Consider the following 19,036-nt stretch of genomic DNA (forward strand, 5'->3'; position numbering starts at 1 on the left):
GGGGGGGGGGGGGGGGGGGGGGGGGGGGGGGGGGGGGGCCCGGGGCCCCCCCCCCCCCCCCCCCGGCGGCCGGGGCCCCCCCCCCCCCGGGGGCCCCCCCCCGGCCGTCGCCGTCGCCGGACGACTCGGTGCCGCTGCCGACTCGGCGGACACCCGGGCGGGGCAGCGCCACGAGGGACGGTGGGAGCCGACGAGTGCCCCGGGGCACACGACGAGGCGCAACCGGCCGGGGGCACCGGTTGCGCCAGGGTCGCAGTGCAGGCGGGTCAGGCCTCGTGGACGTGCATCGGCAGGCCGCCACGGACCCGCAGGGTCAGCATCGGCTCCGGCGTCACCGGATAGCCGGGTTGCAGCGACAGCCGCAGCTGCCGGGTCACACAGGCGAGGACGAACACCGCCTCCATCAGCCCGAGGTTGTTGCCGACGCAGAAGCGCGGGCCGGCGCCGAACGGGATGTAGGCGTACCGCGGCCGGTCGGCGCGCCGGTCGGGGTCGAAGCGGTCCGGGTCGAAGCGGTCGGGGTCCGGCCAGAACTCCGGGTGCCGGTGCAGGGTGTACGGGCAGAGCACCACGTCCGCGCCGGCGGGCACGTGCCAGCCGCCCACGACGTCGTCGCCCTGGGCGATGCGGGGCAGCAGCCACACCGGCGGGTACAGCCGCATCACCTCGTCGACCACCATCGCGGTGTACCGCAGCCGGTGCAGGTCCTCGTACGTCGGATTGCGGTCGCCGAGCACCTCGACGGCCTCGGCGTGCATCCGCTCCCACACCTCGTGGTGCCGGTCGAGCAGATAGAACGTCCAGGTCAGGGTGCTGGCGGTGGTCTCGTGCCCGGCCAGCAGCAGGGTGACCAGCTCGTCGCGCATCCGCTGCCGGGCCACCCGGGGGTCGGTCTCCCGGCTGGTCGACTCGATGAGCCGGGACACCACGTCGTCGCGGCCGGCGATCCCGCCGGGCTGGGCCCGCCGGTGCGCCACCAGCCGGTCGACGATCTCCTGGAGCTCGACGCGGGCCCGGCGGAAGCGCCGCTGCCGGGGCAGCGGCACCCACGGCGGCACGGCACCCAGCGACATCATCTCGAAGATGGCCTGGTCCTGCACCGCCTCGAACGCCGCGCCGATGCCGCCGAACTCGCCGAGGTCGGCGTCGAGCAGCGTGCGCCCCAGCACGCCGAGGGTCAGCTCGGTCATCTCGTGGCGGATGTCGACGGGGCCCGCGCCGACCGCGCGTTGCAGCCGGGCGGCCATCCGCACCGACTCCTCGGCGACCGCGTCGGCCTGACGGGCGATGCGGCGGGCCTGGAACACCGGCTGGATCACCTTGCGCTGCTTGGTCCACAGCTCGCCCTCGCTGGTGAGCAGGCCGTCGCCGAGGGTACGGCGGGCGTGCACCAGCCCGATGCCCTTGTGGTAGTTGCCCGGGTTCTCGGCCAGCACGTGCTTGGCGTGGTCGGGGTGGTTGAAGAACCACAGCGTCTTCGGCCCCAGCGGCAGCCGCACCGCGTCGCCGTGCCGGGCGGCGACCGCCCGCATGACGTCGAGGCGGTTGCGGGCCATCCGCCCGAGCAGCACCGGGGCGGTCCACGGCGAGGGGCCCGGCGGGCGCACCCGGGCGGGGTCGGCGACGGCGGTCACGGCTGCACCCGGGCGTCGGCCCGGAACCGCGCGGCCACGGCGCGCCGCCACACCTCGTACGCGGGCAGGCCGGAGGCGTCCGGGCCGGCGGGGATCAGCTCGTCGGTGACCCGGCCCGCGTCGGCGGCCGACGCCCGGCAGAACACCTGCGTGGCCAGCTCCGTGTGCGGCACCAGCAGCCCCGCCCGCAGCCGGGCCTGCGCGGCGAACGCGCTGGCCTGGGCGACGAACGGGGCGTGCTCGCCCGAGCGGGCCAGGAACAGCCGCAGCTCGTCGGCGGTGCACCCGCCCGCGTACGTCGCCGCGAGCCCGGCCCCGCTGTAGAGGTCCTCGTGCCGCGCCGCCGGGAACCGGTCGATCAGGTCGGCGGCGACCGTAGGGTCGCAGCCGGCGACGAACCAGGTGGCCCGGCCGATGCCCTGGTCGATGGCGCGGGCGGCGTACGCGGTGGGGCCCTCGGGCGGCCACGGAAAGTCGGTCACGGCGCGCTGGCCGTGCACGTACTCGGCGGTGTGGAAGTACGCCTGGTGGAAGCCGTAGCCGTCGTGCACGAGCCAACGCAGCAGCGGATCGGTGGCCGCGGCCAGGGCCCGCCGCCACAGGAACCTCGGCAGCCGGGCGAGGGCCCAGCCGATGCCGACGTACGCCATGTAGACGTGCCGGTCGCCGGTGCCGGCGAGGAACTCGGCGCTGCGCCGGGGCGTGCCCGGGGTGAGCGCGTCGACCAGCGCGAAGCCCATGGCCGCGCCCTCGTAGGCGAACCCCTGGAAGCGGGTCGGCAGCGGGGCGAGGTCGGTGTCGACGTCGGTCACCCGGCGGGCGCCGGCGGCCGAGGAGAGCCCGGTCAGGAACGACGAGCCGACCGTCTCCAGGATGGTGCGTGACTCCGGGTTCTTGACGTGGAACCCCCGGGTGGAGACGAGGGTCTCCTTGACGTCGGGGGTGAGGACGCGACGCCTGAGCGCGTAAATGGTGCCGGCCACCTGCTGCTCCCATTCATCGGAGGATCGACGATCCAACTGCCCCATCCTCCCGGCCGCCCGACGCCCGCAGCCACTTCCCGATTGCCCTCTGAGCTGCGGCAAAGCGGCCGGGACAACGGCACGCTGGGAGTAGTGCGCCGCCGCCGCGCGGGACACGATCGAGCCGCCCGCCACCCCGGCGGCGGCGTCGCGCCGCGCGGCACCGCGCCGGTCGCGGGCGGAGAGGAGCTCGCGATGTTGGTGCTCGTGACGGGCGGTACGGGGTTCGTCGGCGCGCACACAGTGGCGGCGCTCGTCGCCGCCGGGCACCGGGTGCGGGTGCTGGCCCGCGACCCGCGCCGGGTCGCCCCGGCCCTGACGCCGCTGTCGGTGCCGGACGACGCCGTGCAGGTCGTCGACGGCGACGTCGTCGACGAGACGGCGGTGGCGCGGGCGGTCCGCGGCGTGGACGCGCTGGTGCACGCCGCCTCGGTCTACTCGTTCGACAGCCGGTCGCACGAGGCGACCCGCCGGACCAACGCCCGCGGCACGCAGGTGGTGCTGGCGGCGGCCCGCCGCCTCGGGGTGGGGCGCTCGGTGCACGTGTCGACGTTCGGGGCGCTGGCGCCGTCCCCGGCCGGGACGGTGGGCCCGCAGTCGCCGCCGACCACGGCCCGGGAGACGTACCTGGCCAGCAAGGCCGCCGCCGAGCGGATCGCCCGGGGCCACCAGGCGCACGGCGACCCGGTGGTGATCGCCTACCCGCCCGCCCTGCTCGGGCCGCACGATGCGAAGCTCGGCGACCAGAACGCCCGGCTGCGCAACGTGCTGCGCGGCCTGATGCCCGTGTGGCCCACCGGCGGCTTCCCGGTCGGCGACGTCCGGGACACCGCCGCCCTGCTCGCGGAGCTGGCCACCGCGCCGGCCGAGGACGGCGGGCGGCACCTCGGCCCGGGGCGCTACCTGAGCACCCGCGACTACGTGCGGGCCGTGCGCGAGGCGACCGGTCGCCGGCTGCCCACGCTGTTCCTGCCGGCCCGGGCGATGCTGCCCTTCGCCTACGCCACCGACCTCGTGCAGCGGGTGTGGCCGTGGCACATCCCGGCCGAGTACGGTGCCTGCTACGTCTGCGCCGCCGACGCCCGCCCGCAGGACGTGGCCCGCTCGGCGGGGCCGGTGCCCCGGCCGATCGGCGAGACGCTCGTCGACACCGTGCGCTGGCTGCACCGCATGGGGCTGCTCACCGCCGGCCAGGCCGGCCGGGCCGGCGCGCCTGTCGTACCCGCCGCGCCCGCGGCGGGTCCCGTCGAAGCCGCGGCGCCGCCGCGCAGGGAGGCACGATCATGACCATCGTCGAACCGCACCCGTCAGGCTCCGCCGGGACCGTCGTGGCGGCCTACCGGCAGGTCCGGGAGGCCACGGCGCGGCTGCTGGCCGAGGCGTCGCCCGACGCCGACGCGCTGCCGGTGGCGCACTGTCCGGACTGGACCGTACGGGACCTCGTCGCGCACCTCGTGGAGGTCTGCGCGCGGGTGCACGGCCGGGTCACCGGCGGCGTCCCCGGCCCGACCCCCGACGGCCGGGCGTCGGAGCTGTTCGCCGAGTGGGAGCGGCTGAGCGGGCCGGTGGAGGAGTTCCTCGCCGGTCCGGGCTCGATGGACGGGCACATCCTGGTGATGGACGCGTTCACCCACGAGCTGGACCTGCGTCAGGCGCTCGGCGTCGCCCCGCCGGTCGAGCACCCGGCGTTGCCGGTGGCCTCCGGCGTCCTGCTGAAGGGGTTGTCCGCCTCGCTCGACGGTCACGGCCTGCCGCCGCTGGCGGTGCGGACCGAGCACGGCACGGTCGTGGCGGGGACGGGCGAGCCGACGGTGACCGTGGCTGGCCCGTGGCACGAGGTCTACCTGTCGCTGGCCGGCCGCCGCAGCGCGGCGCAGATCCGGGCGTTGCGGTGGAGCGCCGACCCCGGGCGCTGGCTGCCGGCCTTCACCTGGGGGCCGTTCCGGGTGCCGGAGTCGCCCGTCGCCGGCTCCGTGGCCTGAGCTCACACACCGCTGTCGGCCGCCGGCCGGTGCCCCCACGGCACCGGCCCGCCGCCTTCTTCCGAGAGGGATCGAGCTGGGCGCGTCGCCGGGTCCCGTTCGGCGCGCGCCCTCATCCCCCGTCAGCGGCTGCGCCGCCCGATCCGCGGCCCCGTCGCGCCGGGCCGTGGCCCGGGGTCCGGGGTCGCCGCCGCGCGGGGGCGGCGGTCACGACTTGGCCCGGTGCAGCACCCGTGACGGCCGGGCGGTACGCCGGTCGTTGCGGGCGAAGCCGCGCCGGTTGCGGCCGGCGGGGTCGGTGCTGTCCAGCTCGGGCAGCGCGATCAGGATGGGCAGGTCGAACACGCCGGTGTGGTGCAGCTCCAGGTCCACCGTGAGGTTGACGCCGGCGGCCACGGGGAGCGCGTCGTACGCGCCAACGGCGAGGGGGCGGCGCATGGACGGGCGGGCCGCGATGTCACCGAGCGCGATCGCGGCGGCCCGCAGGTACCACTCGCCCTCCGGCACGTCACGCAGCACGTACTCGCCGGAAGCCTCCAGGATGTCGCAGGAGGCGGGCAGGCCCTGCACGATGGGACTGTCGAAGACCCCGACGTACACCTTGACCGGCACGTCGACGGGCGGCAGGACGAGGCGTCCGGAGATGGTGGCCCGGCGGCGTGGGCCGGCCGTGCGGGTGCGGGAGAGCTGCGGGATGCCGTTCTCGGCGAGCCAGCGGTAGCGGGCCGGCGAGATGCCCACGCTGCGGGTGAACCGGCTGATGAAGGTGCCCAGGCTGTTGTAGCCGACGGCATACGCGATGTCGGTGACGCTCATGTCGGTCTCGAGCAGCAGGTTCTTGGCCTTGTAGAGCCGGATCGCGGTCAGGAAACGGCCCGGCGAAGTGCCCGTCTTGGACCGGAACAGCCGAGAGAAGTAAAAGCGGCTGAGAAAGGCGGAATCGGCCATCGCATCGAGTGACAGGGGTTCGTGGTAACGATCCCACATGATCGAGATGGCTCTTTCGACGGCGTTGTGCACGGCCAATCACTCCATTCGGTGAACACGTTGGGGACACTCGGCCATAGCCGGGCACGACCTGCCCGGGTATGGTGCCGCCGGTCGCGGGATGCATCCCGCGACCGGCGGCGTGGCCCTGTCCAGGGTCGCCACGACATCGTCGTCGCACCGTGACGGAACAGGTGTTCGATCACCCGGCTTGAATTGTGGAGAAATGCCAGTCCACCGGCCTGTTCGGGTGGTGCAAGCGCGGGCAGAAAGGCATCGGGCCGCGCTTACTGTGAGTGTCCTAAGTGGTCCGGATGGAGTAGGACGATACCATGCATGGAGATCAATAAATACGGGACTTTCGAATGTTCCCACAGGCGGCGAGGCGATTTAATCTGACAGACGCAGCGATTATCCGAATTGGTCGGCGATGCGAGCCCTGTCCAAGGTTGATCACCGCGGGCCCGTGAGCTGGCCGCCCAGCCACCGGGCGGCGGCCATCGCCGACCAGGCGGCCACCTCCACCAGTGTCCGGTCGTCCACGCCGGCCAGCCGGCAGGCCCGCACGACCGTCGGGTCCACCTGGTAGGACGCGAAGGCGACCAGCAGGGCCAGCCGGGCGACGGGCCGCTGGGGCTCGGGCAGCCCCTCGACCAACCCCTCCACCCAGGCCCGGCTGATCCCCCGCGGACCGCCGTGCCAGCCGACCAGGTTGACCAGCACCAGGTCGCGGACCGCCTCCGGCACCGAGCGCCGGCCCGCCTCCTCGATCGCGGCGCAGGCCCGGCCGAACGCCTCCGCGATCGTCGGGCTGCCGGCCGCCCAGGACAGGTCCGCCGGCAGCGGCGCGGCCGGCAGCAGGTCCAGCGAGAGGCCCGGCCCGTGCGGACGCCGCGACGCGCCCAGCATGGCCCAGCCGAGCACCCGCAGCACCATCGGCAGCGCCATCTCCGGCACCCCGGGCGGCAGCGGCACGTCGCGCAGGAACACGTTCACCACCCGGTTGAGGTAGTGCAGCAGCACCGCCACCCCGACCAGCTCCGGGGTCTGGGCGGCGGGGAACGGCGGCGGCTGCGGCGGGCTCCCGCCGGCCGGCATCGCCCAGCCGACGATCCCCTCCAGCTCCGCCGAGCCGGGGCCGGACCCGGGGTCGGGCCGGGTACGGCCGTCCGCGCCGACGCCGACCCCGACGCCGGTGAGCAGACCCAGCGCGTTGTTGTGGATGGTCGCGCAGTACGGGCAGGTGTTGCCCAGGGAGACCGCGGTGGCCACCGCCTCCTTGGCCGCCCGCGAGGCGGCCCCGGGAACGACCAGCGTCTCCCGCAGCAGCAGCCACGCGGCGGCCAGCACCTCCGGTGCCGGGGCGTGCAGGGCCATCGGCGGGGCGAGCACACCGAAGTCCCGTTCCACCTGCCTGTACACCTCGGCCACCAGGCCACTGGCCCGCCCCCGACGCACCGCGTCGACGTAACGGATCTGCGTCAAACCGAGCGCGCCCAGCACCGGTCGCAGAACACTTGCCGGCATCACGTACCTCATCCGTCTCTGTGAATTGTAAACAGGTTATCGGCGAAAAGTGCCTTCAGCCAGTAGGCAGTACGGGCCAACGGTGCCGTCGGTTCAACCGCGGGACAGTTCCCGCAGTAGGCAATCTGGGAGAGCACTCCAGCTGCGACGACGTGCCATCATGGGCCAGCGGAATCGCTGCCCGACCGCCGTCGCCAGCGTTTCCGTGTCGCCCCGCAGCCCCGTCGGATATTGCTGCGGCCAGCACCGACAGCGGCCCTACTTCGTCGTGGAACGCAACGTCGTCCGCCTGGCCCCAGATCGCCCGAGCAACGAGGAGATGGCTCATGGAAACGACGACGAGACAGCCGGGAATCAGAGTCCCGCTGATTGACGAGGATCAGGCGCGGGGCCGCACCGCCGAACTCTACGAGGAAATCAAGGCGGTCACCGGGCTCCCATTCGTGCCCGACATGTTCCGGCTCACCTCCACCAATCCGCGGCTGCTCGCGGTGGTGGTCGCCGGATACGGCGGCATCTTCGGCGGGGACACCCTGCCCCGACAGCTCAAGGAGCTGATCTCGGCCTGGACGTCCAAGCTGAACGGCTGCCCGTACTGCGTCGGGACGCACAGCTGGTTCCTGAGCCAGTTCGGCGGCAGCGACGAGCTGCTGGAGGCGGTGTCGGACGCCGACAGCGTCGAGGACCTGCCCGTCGACGAGCGCACCCTGCCGCTCATGCGGCTGGTGACGAAGGTGAGCACCGGCGCGTACAAGATCACCGACGCGGACTGGGAGCAGGCCGCCGCCGCCGGCTGGAGCGACGCCGAGATGCTGGAGGCGGTCTTCTGCGCCTGCCTGTTCGCGTTCATCAACCGGCTGGTCGACGCCACGGGGCTGGGCTCGTCGGTCGACCGCAGCCGCATCGCGCGGCTCGGCGACGAGTGACCCGCGGCCGGGAAGGGACGCCATCATGACCCAGTCACGCGCCATCCTGCTGACCGGCGCCTCGTCGGGCACCGGCATGTCCTCGGGCAGCGGCAAGGCCACCGCGCTGCGGCTGCACCGGGCCGGCTGGCCGGTCTACGCCACCGGACGCAACGTGGCGGCCCTGGCCGACCTGGCCGCCGAGGGCATCACGGTGCTCCACCTCGACGTCAACGACGAGGAGTCGATGGCCGCGGCGGTCAAGCGGATCACCGACGAGCACGGCGCGGTCGGCACGTTGATCAACAATGCCGCGTACAGCCTCAACGGCACCATCGGCGAGACCCCGATGGACGAGGTCCGCGCCCAGTTCGAGACGAACGTCTTCGGGCTGTGCCGGCTCACCCAACTGGTGCTGCCCGGCATGCGGGAGCAGGGCGGCGGCCGGGTGATCATGATGTCGTCGATCTTCGGCATGTTCGCCACCCCGGGCCGGGGCTACTACCAGGCCACCAAGCACGCGCTGGAGGCCATCAGCGACTCCCTGCGCCTGGAGGTCGCCCCGTTCGGCATCAAGGTGGTCGTGCTCCAGCCGGCGCCCATCCTGGGCGGCTTCGTCCCCGACAGCGTCGCCGACCTCGGCATGGACTCCCACGACAACCCCGCGTTGTACCGGGACTTCTGGGAGCACTTCGTCGACTGGCACCAGGCGTACCGCCTCAGCGACAACCCGCCGCTGCGCGGCAAGATCGCCGTCCGCGCCGAGAACGTCGCCAAGGTCCTCGAGACGGCGGTCTCCACCCCGAACCCGCGCATCCGCTACCGGCTCGGCATGCCGCCGCGCCTGCTGCCGAAGATGCGGGCGATGATCGGTGAGCGCGGGTGGGAGAAGTTCGTCCGCGCGTTCTTCCCCATCCCCTGACCGCCCGCACGAGCGGCGCCGACGGATCTCGTCGGCGCCGCTGCGCGTTGCCCGGGCTGCCGTCACGTGCGCTCGCCCGTCAGGCCCGGGATTCGTCGATGCGCAGGGACCCCGCCCGCCCGCCGCGCGGGCGCAGCCACAGCAGGGCGACGACCACGGCCAGGACCGCGCCGTCGACGAACAGCAGGAAGGCGCTAAAGCCGTCGATGCCGTGCCCGTGCGCGTCGACCACCACGTCGGTGCTGGCCCGGCGCGCGGCGTCGTCCAGGGGGGCCGGCGCGACGCCGGTGCCCACGCTGAACCGGTACGCCCCGGTGCTGGTCGTGCCGTCGGCGAAGGTGACGTGGTAGGCGACCGTGTAGTCGCCGGCGGCGTCGACGCGCAGCGGCAGCCGCAGCCGGGTGGCGCCGACGCGGGTCGGCTCGGCGTCGGTGAGCCGCCCGCCCGAGGCGTCGAGCACCGCGACGTGCGACTGTCCCTCGTCGACGCCGGCGGCGAAGCCCAGGGTCACCTCGGCCGGCGCGGTGGTGAGCACCGCGCCGGCCGAGGGCTCGGCGGTGACCGGGCCGTCGGCGGCCCGGGCCGCGCCGGGGGTGAGCGCGAGCAGCCCGGCGACCGCCGCCGCCACGGCGGTGGCCGCCGCCCGGCGACGGCCACCGGGCGGGCGGCTCAGCTCACGCGGCATGGGGCGCGAGGGACCGGCTGGTGACGCGGTGCCCGACGCAGCTGCACGTCATCAGCTCCTGCTCGCGCCGGTTCGGCCGCAGGTGCAGGTACATCGCGATCACCATGGGGATGAAGACCACGGAGTTGTAGAACAGGTGCAGCTCCACCCGCGGCAGCACGAGCTGGAGGATGCTGGTCGGCACCTTCTGGCCGAAGAAGACGGTGCCGGACTGCGCCTGCCACAGCAGCAGGAAGTGCTCGATGTGGTGCCAGAACTGGATGGCCAGCGCCACGGTCCACCAGGTGCGGGCGCGGCCGACGAAGCCCCGCCGCAGCGCGAAGAGGAAGACCAGCATCACGATGGCGTAGCCGTAGTGCAGCCACTCGGAGGAGACCAGCCACGGGTAGAACTGCCCCAGCACCCCCCGCGCCTTCGGCCGGGGCAGGCCGAGCACCCAGATCTGGTACGCCTGCACCAGGTGCTCGGCCCAGTGCGCCAGCACGACGAGGAGGAAGGCGTTGAGGGCGGCCCGGTGGTGGGCCCCGTTGAGCCGCGCGAGCAGCCCCGGGGACGCGGCGGTGGAGAGGGGTTGGGACATCTTTTGCACCTTCCGTGAGGACGCGGGAGAGTGGGATCGCGGGAGAAGTGCCATACGGCCCGTGGGAAACGAGACAGCGGCTGCCGCGAAGCTAACCGGTCGACCCGCGCCGCAGTTCCTCCAGATTGCCCAGGTGCTGTCGGAAACCCGTCCGTTGTCCGGGCCGCTGCTCAGGAGCCGATCCAGTTGGCGTGGAAGCCGCTGGGCACCCGGCCGGGCAGGTGCACGACGGCCACCGGCTCGCCGGTGAAGTCGCCGGCGTCGAGCACGACCAGGTCGCTGCGGCCGGTGCGCCCGTCGTGGACGTACGTCAGCAGCCAGCCGTCGTCCTCGGCCGAGAGCGGCCCGCGCGGGACGAACACCGCCTCCCCCGCCTCCCGGTGCGGCCCGAAGTCGTGCACGGCCACCTCCCGGCGCAGCAGGTCGTGGCGCAGCAGCGCCGAGCCGCCCAGCACCCCCGCGCCGGACTGCATGGCCACCGTGTAGGCGTACCGGTGCCGGGTCGTCTTGCGGCGCTCGTCGATGCGGGGGAACTCCTGGGGGATGTCGTCGAGCTGCTCGGCGGCGACGGCGCCCCGGGTCAGGTCCAGCGTCCAGCGCCACAGGGTCGGCGCGGACTCCCCCGGGGCGTGCAGGTCGCGGTCGAAGACCCGGTCGTGGCGCACCACGTCGACCACGCAGGTGTCGTCGACCTCGTAGGCGTTGACGGGGTGGAAGACGTAGCAGGGGTCGACGTCGAACCAGCGCACGTCGGCCCCGCGCCCCTCGCGGGGCAGCAGCCCGAGCCGCGCCGCGCGCCCGGGCTGCCAGGCGTACGGGAAGCGGGAGCCCGCGCGGGCCAGCGCCGGCGAGAAGGTGACCGGCAGGTCGAACAGCACCGAGTGCCGGTCGGTCAGCGCCAGCGAGTGCATCAGCGGCGGCCCGGAGACCTCGATCCGCTCGCTGCGGCGCACCCGCCCCTCGGGGGTCAGCACGAGGTGCTCGACGTAGGGCAGCTCGTGGTAGTAGGCCACCGCGAACAGCTCGCCGGTGACCGGGTCGCACTCGGCGTGGGCGGCGAAGCCGTGCGGCAGGGTGGCGTCGAAGTCGATGCGGGCCACGGAGCCCAGCTCGTCGTCCAGCTCGACCGGCAGCACGCCGGCCTCGCCGAGGGCCAGGGTGCGCCCGCCGTGCCGGATGACGTTGGCGTTGGCGTTGTCGGACAGCCCGTGCCGCGGGCCGGGCAGGGCGAGCTCGCCCAGGGCGCGGGTGGTGCGGTCGGTGCGGATCCACCGGTTGCGGTACCACAGCGCGCGGCCGGAGCGCAGGCGCACGCCGTGCACCATGCCGTCGCCGACGAGGGCGTGGCCGGGCCGCTCGCCGCCCATCGGGTTCGGTCCGATGCGCACGAAGCAGCCGTCCAGCTCGGCGGGCAGCCGCCCGGTGACCGTCAGGTCGAGCTCCGTCGCCTCGGTGGCGACGGGGCGCCGGTTGTCGTTCCGGGAGAGGGTTCTGGGGGCGAGGGCGACGACGCTCATTGCGGCCTCCACGAGCTGGGACGATCCTTTTGCGTATCGCAGTTACGTAACAGCGTTACTTCATCGAAGGTACGCCGGGCGTGAGATCATGTCAACGTGAGTCCGCGCCGCATCGACCCGACCCTGGCGACCGCCCTGCTGGAGGCCGCGGCCCGGCTGCTGGCCGAGGAGGGCGCCGCCGGCCTCACCACCCGCCGCCTCGCCGCCGCCGTGGGCGCCTCGACCACGGCCGTCTACACGCACTTCGGCGGCATGGACAACCTGGTCCGGGCGATGGTGCACGAGGGCTTCGCCCGCCTGCACCGGCGGATGTCGACCGTGCGGGCCACCTCCGACGCGGTCGCCGACGTGATGGCCCTCGGGTACGCGTACCGGGCCAACTCCCTCGACCACCCGCAGCTCTACCAGGTCATGTTCGGCAGCGCCGCGCTCGGCGGGTTCGCCCTGGCCGACGGCGACCGGCAGCACGGCAAGTACACGCTCCAGCCGCTGGTCGACGCGGTGGCCCGGGCCACCGAGCAGGGCCGGTTCCGCGCCGGGGACCCGCTGCTGGTCGCGCAGAACATGTGGATCGCCCTGCACGGGCTGGTGAGCCTCGAACTCGGCGGCTACCTGATCGACCCGTACGACGCCGACGTCTGCTTCGAGGCGCAACTGCGCTCGCTGATGGTCGGCGCGGGCGACGACTACGAGGCGACCGCCGCCTCGCTGGCCCGGGCCCGACGCCGGCGCTCCCTGCGCGCCTGACGGCGCACGGCAACGGCGGAGAAGCGAGGCGCATCCCCCGGTGTGATGCTCAGGACGGGTCCCGAGCACGTCCGCAATGGAAGCGCATCCACTCCTGTCCGCCCAGGCGACAGGATCGCCCATCCCCCACGCACCGAAGGACGCCGATGATGCACGGAATCGATTATCTGGTGGTCGGATCCGGCTCCGCCGGAGCGGCGCTGGCTGCCCGGCTCAGTGAGGACCCCGCCCGCCGGGTGCTGCTGCTGGAGGCGGGCCCCGACTTCGCGACGGTGGCCGAGACCCCGACCGACCTGCTCGACGGCAGCGCCATGTCGATGGACCGCCACGACTGGCACTTCAAGGCCGAGATCACCGACCGCCGGCGGATCATCTTCCCGCGTGGGAAGGTCACCGGCGGCTCCTCCGCCGTCGGCGCGACCATCGCCCTGCGCGGCACCCCGAACAACTTCGACGAGTGGGCCGAGCTGGGCAACCCGGCCTGGGCCTGGGACGAGGTGCTGCCGTTCTACAAGCGGCTCGAGGACGACCAGGACTTCGACAACGAGTACCACGGCAAGGGCGGCCCCATCCCGATCCACCGGTTCACCCACGACGAGATGACCCCGGTGCAGCACGTGTTCCGCGACGCCTGCGTCAAGGCCGGCTTCCCCGAGGTCGAGGACCACAACCACCCGGAGGCCACCGGCGTCGGCCCCGTCCCGTCCAACCGCCAGGGCAGCCACCGGTTCTCCACCGCGATGGGCTACCTGGCCGAGGCACGGGGCCGGGAGAACCTGGAGATCCGCTCCGGGGTCCAGGTCAACCGGGTGCTGTTCGCCGGCAACCGGGCGCGCGGCGTCGAGGTCGCCAGGCCCGGCGGCGGCACCGAGGTGATCGAGGCCGCCACCGTCGTGCTGGCCGCCGGGGCGGTCAACTCGCCCGCCATCCTCATGCGCTCGGGCATCGGCCCGGCCGGGGACCTGCGGCGGCTGGGCATCGACGTGCTGCTGGACCGGCCCGGGGTGGGCGCCGACCTGATCGACCACCCGCGCACCGGCGCGTTCATGGTGCCGCAGGAGGGCAGCTTCAGCCCCGAGGACCCGTTCCTGCAGACGATCCTGCGGACCACCGCGCCGGGGTCGACGGAGTTCAACGACCTCCAGTACTACATGATCAACCACTTCGACCTGACGCTCTTCCCGGAGCTGCAGATGCTGGCCGCCGCGAAGACCATCTTCGGGGTGATGGTCGTGCACCAGCGGCCCGAGTCCCGGGGACGGCTCACCCTCACGTCCGCCGACCCCACCGCCCCGCCGGACGTCGTGCTCAACTTCCTCGACACCGAGCGCGACGTCCAGATCCTCGTCGACGCCGTGCGCCAGTGCTGGCAGTTCATGCAGACGGCGGGCATCCAGGACCAGGGGCAGCGGTTCGTGGTGCTCGGCGAGGACATGGTCGCCGACGACGAGCTGATGCGCCACTACGTCAGGCTCAGCCTCGACAGCGGCTACCACCCCGTCGGCACCGCCCGGATGGGCGCGGCCGGCGACGAGGGGGCGGTGGTCGACGAGCGGCTGCGGGTGCACGGCACCGAGAGCCTGTACGTCTGCGACGCCTCCGTCATGCCGTCGATCGTCAACTGCAACACCAACCTCACCTCCATCATGATCGGTGAGCGGCTCGCCGACTGGCTTCGGCAGTCCTGACCGGTCCCACCGACACGGGCGTCCCGCGGTGCGAAACCCCGCGGGACGCCCGTCTCGTCGTGCGCCCTGGGGCGTGCCAGGGGCGTGGGGCGTGCCAGGGGCGTGGGGCGTGCCAGGGGCGTGGGGCGGCCCGGGGGCGAGGCACGGCCCGTCCTGCTCCCCGACACCCCTCATGCGCCGCCTATGGAGCTGACTCGCCTACGACATCACGCCGGCCGCGTCGACCACGCGCCCACCGCCACGACGGACCCGGGCCGGTCCGGGGCCCGAAGGGTCCCGGGAGCAGTCGGAGCCGCGATGGGCCGGGGCCGGGTGCACGGCGGACGGCGTGATGTCGTAGGCGACTCAGCTCCATAGGCGCCGGCAGGGACGACCGCTGCGGCGGGTTCCCCGCGCGCCTCCGACCGGTGCCGTCAGCAGGCCCGGCACCGCCAGCAGGCCAGGCCAAGCGGTGCGCGGGACAGCCGGCCGCCCGACGTGGCGCGGGCCGCCCGCCGGGTGGCGGACGGCCCGAGACGCGGACATGCGGTGTACGGAGCGCCCAGGGGGGTGTGGGACCGACGCTCCGTACACCGCGGCCGACAGGCGCGCTGGGGGCGCCTAGACCGTGTTCTCGCTGACCTTGCGCGGCACCGGCACCGGGGCCGGCTGCTGCGCCTCGGCGGTGGGCGCCGGCTCCTGCCGGTCGGCGGCGGACGGCGACGGCCCGGCCGGGACGCCCCGGTCCCGCAGGCCGACCCAGATCAGCGCCACGGACACCAGGATCACCACGATCTGCACCTGCATGGCGAAGTGCACGCCGTCCAGCACGTCCGTGCGGGCGGCCACGAGCGCCCCGAAGATCGGGATGCCGATGGTCACCGCGATCTGCTGGGCCAGGGTGGCCAGGCCGGTCGCCAGGCCCTGCTGCGAGTCGTCCAGGCCGGAGGTGGCGGTCACCGTGTAGGCGACGACGGCCGTGACGTGCCCGAAGTACATCAGGAACAGCGACGGCACGATCAGGGCCAGGCTCGGCGTGGTCGACGTGCCGGTCAGCAGCAGCGGGACGGTGGTCAGGCCCTGCGCCAGCAGGCCGACGGCGAGGACGTTGCGGTAGCCGTACCTGCCGATCATGCGGCCGGCGATGACGCCGGCCACGACGGCGACCAGGCCCGGCCCGCCGAACACCAGACCGGTGGTGAACGGGGCCATCTTGAGCACGTCCTGCATGTAGAGGGTGAGGCCGAAGTTGACGCCGCTGGCCATCACGAAGGCGACGATGCCGCCGTAGTTGCCCCACTTGATGTTCGGCCGGTTGAGCAGGGTCAGCGACACCAGGGGCGCCTTGGCCCGCAGCTCGACGAACCAGAAGGCCGCGATGAGCACCGCGCCGACGACGAGGGCGATCCAGCTCTGCATGCTCACGCCGTAGACCAGGGCGAGCAGGCCGGCGGTGACCGTGACGGCGCCGGGCACGTCGAGCTTGACGCCGGCGGGACGGACGCTCTCCCTGATCACCAGCGGGGTCAGCACCATGATGGCGACCGCGACCGGCACGTTGATCCAGAACGCCCAGCGCCAGTCCAGGGCGCTGACCAGGCTGCCGCCGACCAGGGCGCCGACGGTGAAGCCGCCGGAGAGCAGCGCGCCGTTGAGGCCGAGCACCCGGGCGCGGGCCCGCTCGTCGGAGACGGTCGTGATCAGCAGCGCCATCGCGGCCGGGATGGCGATCGCGTTGGCGAAGCCCTGGAGCACGCGGGCGCTGAGCAGCATCGCCGCGTTGTTCGCGAAGCCGCCGAGCAGCGAGGCCACGGTGAGCAGCGCGATGCCGGTCAGGAACAGCCGCCGCCGGCCGAACAGGTCGGCGACCCGGCCGAACAGGAGCGTGAAGCCGGCGGCGGGCAGCGCGTACGCGCTGGCCACCCACGGCAGGTCGGCCAGCGAGAGGCCGACGCCCTCGCCCATCCGGGGCAGCGCCACGTTGAGGATGGAGAAGTCGACCGACAGCATGAACTGCGCGCCGAGCAGGACGAATAGGGCAAGTTTCTGCGCGGAGCTGAGCTGCTCCGACGTGCTCTGGTTCTCCGCCATGACCACGAACCCTAGGTAGCCACGGCCCCGCTACCCATCTCCCTGCCATGCGTACCACTGGCAGTGGCACCCTCGGCCCCCGCCGTGCCGGCCCCGCCCCACGCTACCCGGTCGGCGCGCTCTTCGAGCTTGCTCTATTTCCTGCCCGCCGTCGAGGGGCGCCGGCCGCCCGGGGACCGCGCCCCGGGCGGCCGGCGGGCGATCAGTCGACGAGCACTCCACACCCGACGGTGGTGATCGAGCCGGTGAGGCCGCTGGACAGGTCCGAGGCCAGGTACACGGCGGTGCCGGCCACGTCCGCCAGGGTCACCGCCCGGCCCAGCAGCGGGTTCGGCATGCCCGGCTTGGCGGCGAGCATGTCCTCGAGCGTCGCCCCGTTCGCCTCGGCCGCGCGCCGCCACGTCTCGCGGACGTACGAGCCGTGCTGCACGCTCTCCGGGATCGCGTCGGGACGCAGGCAGACCACCCGCACCCCGAACGGGCCCACCTCGCCGGCCAGCTCCCTCGCCAGCGACTCGATGCCGGCGCAGGCCACGCCGAAGCCGCCCGAGGGCATGGGCGCCCGCGCGGCGGACGTCGACAGCACCACGATGGCCCCGCTGCGCTGCTCCACCATGCGCCGCGCCGCCGCCGTGGTGGTGAGGAACTGGGTGCGCACGAAGGTGTTCATCGGCAGCAGGAAGTCGTCCAGGCCCAGCTCGCGCAGCGGGACGCCCTGCACGTGGTCCAGGCCGACGGCGTTGAACGACACGTCGATGCTCCCGGCCCGCTGGGCGACCAGCTCCGCGTGGGCGTCGACCGCCTCCGGGTCGAGCGCGTCGACCTGGTGGGCGTACGCCCGGCCCCCGTCGGCGGCGATCTCCTTGGCGAGCATCTCGACCCGGTCGAGGTGGTGGCCGGCCAGGTGCACGGTGGCGCCTTCCCGGGCGTAGGCGCGCGACACGGCGCTGCCCAGCGCGCCCGCGGCGCCGTAGACGATCGCCGTCCTGTTCTCCAGCAGCATGTCTGATCCCCTCGTCGTGGGCGGGTCCGGCGACGCCGGACCGGGTTCGTCAGACCGACGGGCGACCCTCGGGGAAATATACATTTGCTGCCGATTTATTTGGCTTGATCCGCAGAGCTGCCGGTGACCTCCGCCAGCCGGTCCCGCAGGTAGCGGCGTTCGACGTCGTTGCCGGCGAGCTCCAGCGCCCGCCGGTACGCCCCTGCCGCGTCGTCCCGCCGGTCCAGCCGGCGCAGCAGGTCGGCGCGGACCGCCGGGACGAGGTGGTGGCCCGCCAGCTCGCCGGAGCGTTCCACCTCTTCCAGCAGCTCCAGGCCCCGCTGCGGGCCGTCCGCCATCGCGACCGCCACCGCCCCGTTGAGCCGCACCACGGCCGACGGCGTCAGCTCGGCCAGCTCGGCGTAGAGCCCGGCGATCTGGGCCCAGTCGGTGCGCGCGGCGTCGGGGGCGTCCGCGTGGCAGGCCGCGATCGCCGCCTGCACCTGGTAGGGGCCCGGCCGCCCGTGGCGCAGGGCCCGTTCCAGCAGCCGCGTCCCCTCGGCGATGCGGCCCCGGTCCCACCGCCGGCGATCCTGCCGCTCCAGCGGCACCAGGTCGCCGTGCGCGTCGGTGCGGGCGTCGCGCCGGGCGTCGTGCAGCAGCACCAGCGCGAGCAGCCCGAGGGTCTCCGGATCGTCGGGCAGCAGCCGGGCCAGCAGGCGGGCCAGCCGCACGGCCTCCGCGCACAGCCCGTGCCGCAGCAGGTCCGCGCCGGCCGTGGCCGCGTACCCCTCGGTGAACAGCAGGTACACCACCGCGCGCACCGCGGCGGCCCGGCCGGGCAGCTCGGCGGCCGGCGGCAGGTCGCCGCGCAGGCCGGCCGCGCGGACGGCACGCCGGGCCCGCGCCAGCCGCTGCGCGAGGGTGCCCGGCGGGACCAGCAGGGCACGGGCGATCTCGGCCGGGCCGAGCCCCACGACGGTACGCAGGGTCAGCGCGACCTGCGACGTCAGCGACAGCGCGGGATGGCAGCAGGTGAAGATCAGCCGGAGCTGGGCGTCGCGGATGACCGGCGGCAGCGGCGGGGCGTCGTCGTACGCCGGGAGGGTGGCCGCGGCCTCGCGCAGCCGGGCGGCGGCCACGCTCTCGTGCCGCAGCCGGTCGACGGCCCGGTTGCGCGCCACGGTCGTCAGCCACGCCCCGGGCCGGCGCGGCACGCCCTCGCCGCGCCAGCGTTGCAGCGCGGCGGCGAACGCGTCCTGCACGCAGTCCTCGGCCAGGGCCCGGTCCCCGGTGAGGGCGACCAGGGTGCCGACGAGCTGGCGGTATTCCCGGCGGAACGCGCCGGCCACGGCGGCGTCGACCGGGAAGGTCACCGGGTCCAGACCGGCCTCACCTCGATGACGCCCAGCTCGGCGAACGGGTGCAGGGCGGCCAGCTCCGTCGCCTCGTCGAGGTCGGCGCAGCGCAGCAGGACGAACCCGCCCACCTGCTCCCGGGCCTCGACGAACGGCCCGTCGCAGACCAGCGCGTCCCCGGCCCGGGAGCGCACCGTGCGGCCGGCGCGGCCGGGGCGCAGGCGCTGCCCGCCCGCGAACGCCCCGCGGCGGCGCACCTCGTCGAGCCAGGCCCGGTGCCGGGGGTCCTCGTCGATCTCCGCGGGGCTCAGCTCGCCGGCCTCGTCGTGATAGATCACCAGTGCGTACTCCACCGTCGCCTCCCGGGTCCGCGCGTTACAACGAGGCAGCACGCAGGAAGAAGCGGGGGGTCGCCGGCTCGGCCAGTCTT

General features: G+C 74.1%; 17 protein-coding genes. 6 read left to right on the plus strand and 11 right to left on the minus strand.

Going from position 1 to position 19,036, the window contains the following annotated elements; translation table 11 throughout:
* Positions 1-266 precede the first annotated feature (266 nt).
* Positions 267-1,634, minus strand: coding sequence for a cytochrome P450 (locus tag ACFYWL_RS03550; RefSeq protein ID WP_386966798.1), 1,368 nt, complete (start codon positions 1,632-1,634; stop codon positions 267-269).
* A complete protein-coding gene (locus ACFYWL_RS03555) occupies positions 1,631-2,617 on the minus strand; it encodes a DUF1702 family protein (RefSeq protein ID WP_386966800.1) in 987 nt (328 codons plus the stop codon). The genes ACFYWL_RS03550 and ACFYWL_RS03555 overlap by 4 nt, the downstream gene beginning before the upstream one ends.
* A 234-nt stretch (positions 2,618-2,851) precedes the next feature.
* Between ACFYWL_RS03555 and ACFYWL_RS03560 the strand changes: the two genes are divergently transcribed.
* On the plus strand, positions 2,852-3,943 hold the full coding sequence (locus ACFYWL_RS03560) for an SDR family NAD(P)-dependent oxidoreductase (protein WP_386966802.1): 1,092 nt from the start codon (positions 2,852-2,854) through the stop codon (positions 3,941-3,943).
* Positions 3,940-4,638, plus strand: a complete 699-nt coding sequence (locus tag ACFYWL_RS03565) for a maleylpyruvate isomerase family mycothiol-dependent enzyme (protein ID WP_386966805.1) — start codon at positions 3,940-3,942, stop codon at positions 4,636-4,638. The genes ACFYWL_RS03560 and ACFYWL_RS03565 overlap by 4 nt, the downstream gene beginning before the upstream one ends.
* Before the next feature lie 207 nt (positions 4,639-4,845).
* On the opposite strand, the gene ACFYWL_RS03570 is transcribed toward ACFYWL_RS03565, so the two are convergent.
* Both ACFYWL_RS03570 and ACFYWL_RS03575 read right to left on the minus strand, forming a co-directional pair.
* Positions 4,846-5,625, minus strand: a complete 780-nt coding sequence (locus ACFYWL_RS03570; protein WP_386967751.1) for a helix-turn-helix transcriptional regulator — start codon at positions 5,623-5,625, stop codon at positions 4,846-4,848.
* Between the two features lie 453 nt (positions 5,626-6,078).
* Positions 6,079-7,152 carry a carboxymuconolactone decarboxylase family protein gene (locus ACFYWL_RS03575; RefSeq protein WP_386966808.1) on the minus strand — a complete coding sequence of 358 codons (1,074 nt, stop codon included), beginning with the start codon at positions 7,150-7,152 and terminating at the stop codon, positions 6,079-6,081.
* A 326-nt stretch (positions 7,153-7,478) separates the two neighbouring features.
* Between ACFYWL_RS03575 and ACFYWL_RS03580 the strand changes: the two genes are divergently transcribed.
* Together ACFYWL_RS03580 and ACFYWL_RS03585 are read left to right on the plus strand one after the other, a co-directional pair.
* Positions 7,479-8,078 carry a carboxymuconolactone decarboxylase family protein gene (locus ACFYWL_RS03580; RefSeq protein ID WP_386966811.1) on the plus strand — a complete coding sequence of 200 codons (600 nt, stop codon included), beginning with the start codon at positions 7,479-7,481 and terminating at the stop codon, positions 8,076-8,078.
* A 25-nt stretch (positions 8,079-8,103) separates the two neighbouring features.
* Positions 8,104-8,979: an SDR family NAD(P)-dependent oxidoreductase gene (locus tag ACFYWL_RS03585; RefSeq protein WP_386966813.1), complete on the plus strand. Its 876-nt coding sequence runs from the start codon at positions 8,104-8,106 to the stop codon at positions 8,977-8,979.
* A 79-nt stretch (positions 8,980-9,058) separates the two neighbouring features.
* Here ACFYWL_RS03585 and ACFYWL_RS03590 read toward each other — a convergent pair whose 3' ends face one another.
* From ACFYWL_RS03590 to ACFYWL_RS03600, 3 genes are all read right to left on the minus strand, one after another.
* Complete coding sequence (locus ACFYWL_RS03590) at positions 9,059-9,664, minus strand: copper resistance protein CopC (protein ID WP_386966816.1); 606 nt, start codon at positions 9,662-9,664, stop codon at positions 9,059-9,061.
* Positions 9,654-10,244, minus strand: a complete 591-nt coding sequence (locus ACFYWL_RS03595; protein WP_386966818.1) for a hypothetical protein — start codon at positions 10,242-10,244, stop codon at positions 9,654-9,656. The genes ACFYWL_RS03590 and ACFYWL_RS03595 overlap by 11 nt, the downstream gene beginning before the upstream one ends.
* 170 nt (positions 10,245-10,414) lie before the next feature.
* Complete coding sequence (locus ACFYWL_RS03600) at positions 10,415-11,761, minus strand: carotenoid oxygenase family protein (RefSeq protein WP_386966821.1); 1,347 nt, start codon at positions 11,759-11,761, stop codon at positions 10,415-10,417.
* Positions 11,762-11,857: 96 nt separating this feature from the next.
* Between ACFYWL_RS03600 and ACFYWL_RS03605 the strand changes: the two genes are divergently transcribed.
* Positions 11,858-12,508, plus strand: a complete 651-nt coding sequence (locus ACFYWL_RS03605) for a TetR-like C-terminal domain-containing protein (RefSeq protein ID WP_386966824.1) — start codon at positions 11,858-11,860, stop codon at positions 12,506-12,508.
* A gap of 146 nt (positions 12,509-12,654) precedes the next feature.
* Complete coding sequence (locus tag ACFYWL_RS03610; RefSeq protein WP_386966826.1) at positions 12,655-14,196, plus strand: GMC family oxidoreductase; 1,542 nt, start codon at positions 12,655-12,657, stop codon at positions 14,194-14,196.
* A 600-nt stretch (positions 14,197-14,796) separates the two neighbouring features.
* Here the strand turns inward: ACFYWL_RS03610 and ACFYWL_RS03615 are convergent.
* The 4 genes from ACFYWL_RS03615 to ACFYWL_RS03630 form a co-directional block, all read right to left on the minus strand.
* Positions 14,797-16,266 carry an MFS transporter gene (locus ACFYWL_RS03615; RefSeq protein ID WP_386966829.1) on the minus strand — a complete coding sequence of 490 codons (1,470 nt, stop codon included), beginning with the start codon at positions 16,264-16,266 and terminating at the stop codon, positions 14,797-14,799.
* A 202-nt stretch (positions 16,267-16,468) separates the two neighbouring features.
* Positions 16,469-17,269, minus strand: a complete 801-nt coding sequence (locus ACFYWL_RS03620; RefSeq protein WP_386966832.1) for an SDR family NAD(P)-dependent oxidoreductase — start codon at positions 17,267-17,269, stop codon at positions 16,469-16,471.
* Between the two features lie 95 nt (positions 17,270-17,364).
* Positions 17,365-18,624 carry an RNA polymerase sigma factor gene (locus tag ACFYWL_RS03625; RefSeq protein WP_386966835.1) on the minus strand — a complete coding sequence of 420 codons (1,260 nt, stop codon included), beginning with the start codon at positions 18,622-18,624 and terminating at the stop codon, positions 17,365-17,367.
* A complete protein-coding gene (locus tag ACFYWL_RS03630) occupies positions 18,621-18,959 on the minus strand; it encodes a YciI family protein (protein ID WP_386966838.1) in 339 nt (112 codons plus the stop codon). The genes ACFYWL_RS03625 and ACFYWL_RS03630 overlap by 4 nt, the downstream gene beginning before the upstream one ends.
* Positions 18,960-19,036: the final 77 nt, after the last annotated feature.

The organism is Micromonospora sp. NPDC002575 (assembly GCF_042889525.1).
Taxonomy (GTDB): Bacteria; Actinomycetota; Actinomycetes; order Mycobacteriales; family Micromonosporaceae; genus Micromonospora; species Micromonospora carbonacea.